Annotated in this window: 5 protein-coding genes; 1 reads left to right on the forward strand and 4 read right to left on the reverse strand. The window is 69.0% G+C overall.

The features are described from left to right. Positions 1 to 178: 178 nt before the first annotated feature. The 4 genes from ndk to ACFT9I_RS33025 form a co-directional block, all read right to left on the reverse strand. Complete coding sequence (ndk, locus tag ACFT9I_RS33010) at positions 179 to 589, reverse strand: nucleoside-diphosphate kinase (protein WP_382570461.1); 411 nt, start codon at positions 587 to 589, stop codon at positions 179 to 181. A 129-nt stretch (positions 590 to 718) separates the two neighbouring features. Then, positions 719 to 1,081, reverse strand: coding sequence for a DUF4233 domain-containing protein (locus tag ACFT9I_RS33015; RefSeq protein WP_382570463.1), 363 nt, complete (start codon positions 1,079 to 1,081; stop codon positions 719 to 721). A 4-nt stretch (positions 1,082 to 1,085) separates the two neighbouring features. After that, positions 1,086 to 2,609 carry a bifunctional folylpolyglutamate synthase/dihydrofolate synthase gene (locus ACFT9I_RS33020; protein WP_382570465.1) on the reverse strand — a complete coding sequence of 508 codons (1,524 nt, stop codon included), beginning with the start codon at positions 2,607 to 2,609 and terminating at the stop codon, positions 1,086 to 1,088. A 92-nt stretch (positions 2,610 to 2,701) separates the two neighbouring features. After that, a complete protein-coding gene (locus tag ACFT9I_RS33025) occupies positions 2,702 to 5,323 on the reverse strand; it encodes a valine--tRNA ligase (protein ID WP_382570468.1) in 2,622 nt (873 codons plus the stop codon). Positions 5,324 to 5,460: 137 nt separating this feature from the next. On the opposite strand from ACFT9I_RS33025, the gene ACFT9I_RS33030 reads away from it, so the two are divergent. Further along, a complete protein-coding gene (locus ACFT9I_RS33030; protein WP_382570470.1) occupies positions 5,461 to 6,414 on the forward strand; it encodes a hypothetical protein in 954 nt (317 codons plus the stop codon). Positions 6,415 to 6,455 lie beyond the last annotated feature (41 nt).

A 6,455-nucleotide genomic window follows, 5' to 3' on the forward strand; every position in this document is an offset into this window, starting at 1 on the left:
TCCGCTGACGCGGCGCGGTAGATCCACCTCTAATAAAGGTGACGATGTGTCGCAGCCATGCGTTCCCGATCTGGCTCCGCATATGCCGGGGGTGGCCGAATTCCGTCGGTCGCCGCAGGCGCGCTCAGCGCTGTATGGCTGACGTGTGGTCAGGAAAGACCAGGGTAAGGGGTGTCTTTCAGTGTTCGGGAAAGAAAAGTTTCAGTTCCCGAATGGCGGACTCCTCGGAGTCCGAGGCGTGGATGAGGTTCTCCCGGACAATCGTTCCGAAGTCCCCCCGAATGGACCCCGGCGCTGCGGCGATCGGGTCAGTGGGACCCGCCAGGGCGCGTACGCCCTCGATGACGCGCTCGCCCTCGACGACCAGCGCGACGACCGGGCCCGACGCCATGAACTCGATCAGCGGCTCGTAGAACGGCCGGCCCTTGTGCTCGCCGTAGTGCTGCTCCAGCGTGCTCCCGTCGAGCGTGCGCAGCTCCAGTGCGGTGATGCTCCAGCCGGCCTTGCGCTCGATACGGCCGATGATCTCTCCCACCAACGAGCGGCGGACGGCGTCCGGCTTGAGGAGGACGAGAGTGCGCTGGGTCATGGTGTGCGGCTCCTTGCGGGCATTCACTGCGGGCAAACGGGTGAAGGTGGTGTGAGGCTACAGGTGCGCGCGAAGCGCGCCGTACCCGGTCCTGGTACGGGCGCTCGTGGGACCGGTCTGCAAACACCCCTAGGTCTGCGGCTCCGCCGACGGCCGGGGCGCGGCCTGCTCGGCCCAACGCGCCTTCGCCGCGTCGATCTTGCGTCCGTAGTGGACCGAGGCCCACCACAGCACACCGAAGAGCACACCCAGGAAGAACATCACCGGCACCACGAACCCGCCCGCGACCAGGGCGATCTGGAACGCCCAGCCGAGCTGGACCCCACCCGGCCTGGTGATCATTCCGCACAGCAGCAGCGACAGCAGCATCGCGACGCCGCAGACCGTCCACACCGTCGCCATCGACATGTCGTCGGACTTCATGGCGACGAGCCCGGCGAAGCCGATCACGAAGAACTCACCGATCAGCGTCGACGCGCAGAGCGTACGCATGCCATCAGCCCTTTCCCAGAAGCAGCCGGGCCTCGCCGACCGTGATCACCGAACCGGTCACCAGCACCCCGGCGCCCGCGTACTCGTCGTCCTCCTCGGCGAGCGTGATCGCCGCCTCCAGCGCGTCGTCGAGCCTCGGCTCGACCTGCACACGGTCGTTGCCGAACAGGTCGACGGCCACCGCCGCCAACTCGTCCGCGCTCATCGACCGGTCGCTGGAGTTCTCCGTGACGACGATCTCCGCGAGGACCGGCTCCAGGGCTTCGAGGAGCCCCCGCACGTCCTTGCCGGCGCTCGCGCCGACCACCCCGATCAGTCTGCTGAAGCCGAACGACTCACCGATCGCCGCCGCCGCGGCCCGCGCGCCCGCCGGATTGTGCGCCGCGTCCAGGACGACCGTCGGCGAGCGCCGTACGACCTCCAGCCGGCCCGGCGAGACCACGGAGGCGAACGCCGCGCGCACCGTGTCCAGGTCCATGGGGCGGGCGTGCTCGGCGCCGACCCCGAAGAACGCCTCGACCGCCGCCAGCGCCACCACCGCGTTGTGCGCCTGGTGGGCGCCGTGCAGCGGGAGGAAGATCTGCTCGTACTCGCCACCGAGGCCGCGCAGCGTCAGCATCTGGCCGCCGACCGCGACCTCGCGGGCGACGATGCCGAACTCCATGCCCTCGCGCGCCACCGTCGCGTCCACGTCGACGGCCTTCTTGAGCATCACCTGCGACGCGTCCACCGGCTGCTGCGCCAGGACGACCGTCGCGCCCTGCTTGATGATCCCGGCCTTCTCCACGGCGATCTCGCCCGGTGTGTTGCCGAGCCGGTCGGTGTGGTCCAGGTCGATCGGGGTGATGACGGCGACGGTCGCGTCGATGACGTTCGTCGCGTCCCAGCTGCCGCCCATGCCGACCTCGACCACCGCGGCGTCGACCGGGGCGTCCGCGAAGGCCGCGTACGCCATGCCGGTGAGCACCTCGAAGAACGAGAGCCGGTACTCCTGCGCGCCGTCCACCATGTCGACGTACGGCTTGACGTCCTCGTACGTCTCGATGAACCGCTCCGGGGAGATCGGTTCGCCGTCGAGGCTGATGCGCTCGGTGACCGACGAGACGTGCGGGCTGGTGTAGCGGCCGGTGCGCAGGTCGAAGGCGCCGAGCAGCGCCTCGATCATGCGGGCCGTGGACGTCTTGCCGTTGGTGCCGGTGATGTGGATCGACGGATACGCCCGCTGGGGGTCGCCGAGCACGTCCATCAGCGCCTCGATGCGCGCGACCGAGGGCTCCAGCTTGGTCTCGCCCCAGCGGCCGGCCAGCTCCTGCTCGACGGCGCGCAGCGCCTTGTCGACCTCCGGGTCGGTGGGCCGGGCCGGGACACCGTCGCCCTGCGGGGGGCCCGCCTGGGCACGCAGCGTGCGGCTGCCGGCCTCGATCACGGCGAGGTCGGGGTCGCGGGTGGTCTCGGCGTGGACGATGTCGTCGAAACCGTCGTCGTACTCGCCGGGCTGGTCTGGCTGGTCGGGCTGGTGCTCGCTCACAGGACCAGTCTACGGAGCGGGTACGACACGTTCGCCGCCCCGCCCCGTAGGGCCCTGTCCGTCGGCCGTCAGCTCACCGGTCAGCTCTCCGGTCAGCTCTCCGGGAGAGCCGCGAGCTGCGCCGTGAGGCGCTCGATGTCCGCCTCCGCCTTGGTCAGCCGGCCGCGGATCTTGTCGACCACGTTGTCCGGGGCCTTCGCGAGGAACGCCTCGTTGCCGAGCTTCGCCGTGGCCTGCTGCTTCTCCTTCTCGGCCGCGTCCCGGTCCTTCGTCAGCCGCTTGCGCTCCGCCGCGACGTCGATCGTGCCGGACAGGTCGAGCGCGACCGTGGCACCCGCGACCGGCAGGGTCGCGGTCGCCTGGAAGGCGTCGCCCTCCTCCTGGAGACGCAGCAGTTGCCGGATCGCCGCCTCGTGCGCGGCGAGCGGCGTCGCGGACAGGTCGAGCCGGCCCGGGACCTTCTGCCCTGGCTTGAGTCCCTGGTCCGCCTGGAAGCGGCGGACCTCGGTGACCACCTGCTGGACGTGCTCGATCTCCCGCTCGGCGGTCTGGTCGCGGAAGCCGGAGTCGGCAGGCCAGTCGGCGACGACCACCGACTCCTTGCCGGTCAGCGTGGTCCACAGCGTCTCGGTGACGAAGGGCACGATCGGGTGCAGCAGCCGCAGGGTGACGTCCAGGACCTCGCCGAGGACGCGCCCGGAGACCTTGGCCTGCTCACCGCCCGCGAAGAACGTCGTCTTGGACAGCTCGACGTACCAGTCGAAGACCTCGTCCCACGCGAAGTGGAAGAGGGCGTCGCTGAGCTTCGCGAACTGGTAGTCCTCGTAGAGCGCGTCGACCTGGGCGACGGTCTCGTTCAGCCGGGAGAGGATCCAGCGGTCCGTGGCCGACATCCGCTCGGCGTCGGGCAGCGATCCTTCGACCGTCGCGCCGTTCATCATGGCGAAACGGGTGGCGTTCCAGACCTTGTTGGCGAAGTTGCGGGAGCCCTGGACCCAGTCCTCGCCGATCGGCACGTCCACACCGGGGTTGGCGCCCCGCGCGAGCGTGAAGCGGACCGCGTCCGCGCCGTACTTGTCCATCCAGTCCAGCGGGTTGACGACATTGCCGAAGGTCTTCGACATCTTCTTGCCGTGTTCGTCGCGGACCATGCCGTGCAGGGCGATGGTGTGGAACGGGGGCGTGCCGTCCATCGCGTACAGGCTGAACAGCATCATCCGGGCGACCCAGAAGAAGAGGATGTCGTAGCCGGTGACCAGGACCGAGTTCGGATAGAACTTCTCCAGGCTCGGGGTCTGTTCGGGCCAGCCGAGCGTGGAGAACGGCCACAGGCCGGACGAGAACCAGGTGTCCAGGACGTCCGTGTCCTGGTGCCAGCCCTCACCGGTCGGCGGCTCGTCGTTCGGGCCGACGGCGACGGTCTCGCCGTTCGGACCGTGCCAGACAGGGATCCGGTGGCCCCACCACAACTGCCGTGAGATGTTCCAGTCGTTGAGGTTGTCGATCCACGCGAAGTAGCGGGACTCCATCTCCTTGGGGTGGATCGTGACGCGGCCGTCGCGGACGGCGTCGCCGGCCGCCTTGGCGAGCGTGGCGACCTTGACCCACCACTGGAGCGACAGGCGGGGCTCGACGGTCGTCTTGCAGCGCGAGCAGTGGCCCACGGAGTGGACGTACGGCCGCTTCTCGGCGACGATCCGGCCGTCCGCGCGGAGCGCCGCGACGATGGCGGAGCGGGCCTCGAAGCGGTCGAGCCCCTCGAAGGGCCCGGGGACCGTGATGACGGCCCGCTCGTCCATGACCGTGATGTTCGGCAGGTCGTGGCGACGGCCGATCTCGAAGTCGTTCGGGTCGTGGGCGGGGGTCACCTTGACGGCGCCCGTGCCGAACTCGGGGTCGACGTGCTCGTCCGCGACGACCGGGATCGTACGGTCGGTGAGCGGCAGCTTGATCCGCTTGCCGACCAGGTGCGCGTAGCGCGGGTCGTCCGGGTGGACGGCGACGGCGGTGTCACCCAGCATCGTCTCGGTGCGGGTGGTCGCGACGACCAGCGTCTCGTCCCCCTCGCCGTACTTGATGGAGACCAACTCGCCGTCGTCGTCCTGGTACTCGACCTCGATGTCGGAGATCGCGGTGAGACAGCGCGGGCACCAGTTGATGATGCGCTCGGCGCGGTAGATCAGCCCGTCGTCGAACAGCCGCTTGAAGATGGTCTGGACGGCGTCGGACAGCCCCTCGTCCATCGTGAACCGCTCACGGGACCAGGCGACACCGTCGCCGAGACGGCGCATCTGCCCGGAGATCTGGCCGCCGGACTCTTCCTTCCACTGCCAGACCCGCTCGACGAAGGCCTCACGCCCCAGGTCGTGCCGGGACTTGCCCTCCTTCGCCAGCTCCCGCTCGACGACGTTCTGCGTGGCGATACCGGCGTGATCCATGCCGGGCTGCCACAGCGTCTCGTAACCCTGCATGCGCTTACGGCGGGTCAGGGCGTCGATGATCGTGTGCTCGAAGGCGTGCCCGAGGTGCAGGCTGCCGGTGACGTTCGGCGGCGGGATGACGATGGTGTACGGCGGCTTCCCGCTCTTCTCGTCAGCCTCGAAGTAGCCGCGTTCTACCCAGCGCTCGTACAGCTTCCCCTCCACCTCGGCCGGTGCGTACTGGGTCGGCAGTTCAGGGTTGGCTGCGGGCTGCGCTTGAGAGTTCTCGGTCACAGCGCACAGTTTAGAGCCGTCACAGCTCTGCACTGAAACGGGATAGTTCGGTAACGGTGCGCCCCCCGATGGTCCATGTCACCACTCCTTCAGTCAGGATGTCGGGAACGCGTAAGCATCTGGAGGGGACAGAGCACATGAGCTACAACCAGCCGGGCCCGTACGGTGGGCAGCCGCCACAGGGCCAGCCCGGACCGTACGGACAGCAGCCGCCGCAGGGCCAGCCCGGCTACGGGTACCCGCAGCAGCCGCCGCAGGGGCAGCCCGGCTACGGGTATCCCCAGCAGGCGCCGCAGGGAGTCCCGCAGCAGGGTTACGGCCAGCCGCAGCAGCCGGGCCCGTACGGCCAGCCGCCGCAGCAGCCCCCGTACGGCGGAGCCCCCGGGTTCCCGCCGCCGCAGGGCGCTCCGAAGAAGAAGACGGGTCTGATCGTCGCCTCGGTCGTCGTGGCACTCGCGGTGATCGGTGGTGGGGCGTACTTCCTGGTGGGCGGAGGCAGCAGCGATGTCGCCGACGACGGCCCGCACAAGCTGATCACGCCGGCGACGGTGATCGACGGGGAGTACAAGAAGGACGACAGCAGTGGCAGTGAGACCGGCGGCATGAGCAAGGACGACCTGGCGGACGCCGAGAAGTGGGGCGTGAAGAACCCCAAGGACGTCAGTGCCCAGTATCAGTCGGGATCCCTCGAAGACAACCCGCTGGGCGCCAAGGTGCTGTCCTTCGGCGGTGTTTACGGGGAGATCGAGGACCCTGAGAAGGCCGTCGACGCGATGTTCGCCTATATGAAGTCCGAGTCGGAGAAGGGCGACAGCGCGGAGGAGGGCTCGCTGGTGGGCAGCCCCGAGGCGTTCGAGCCCGACGGGCTGGACGGCGCGATCCTGAAGTGCCAGGCGATGGTCATCAAGAACGACCCGGACAGCGGGCCCAAGGAGATCAAGCTCTCGGTCTGCATCTGGGGCGACTACAGCACCCTGGGCTTCTCCCTGCCGGTCGACATGACAAGCGCGCTGGGCGGCAAGCCGGTGTCCCTGGAGGACTCCGCCGCCACAACCGCCAAGCTGCGCAACGACGTTCGCGTCAAGCTCTGACGAACTCGCTCGAAAAGAGAGGGGCGCCCGGCCGGTTGAAC

Origin of the sequence: Streptomyces sp. NPDC057137 (assembly GCF_042670825.1) — a bacterium.
Classification (GTDB): Bacteria; Actinomycetota; Actinomycetes; order Streptomycetales; family Streptomycetaceae; genus Streptomyces.

Coding starts and splice junctions, on each gene's coding strand:
- ndk (WP_382570461.1), bottom strand. CDS start 589: ATGACCCAGCGCACTCTCGTCCTCCTCAAGCCGGACGCCGTCCGCCGC.
- ACFT9I_RS33015 (WP_382570463.1), bottom strand. CDS start 1,081: ATGCGTACGCTCTGCGCGTCGACGCTGATCGGTGAGTTCTTCGTGATC.
- ACFT9I_RS33030 (WP_382570470.1), top strand. CDS start 5,461: ATGAGCTACAACCAGCCGGGCCCGTACGGTGGGCAGCCGCCACAGGGC.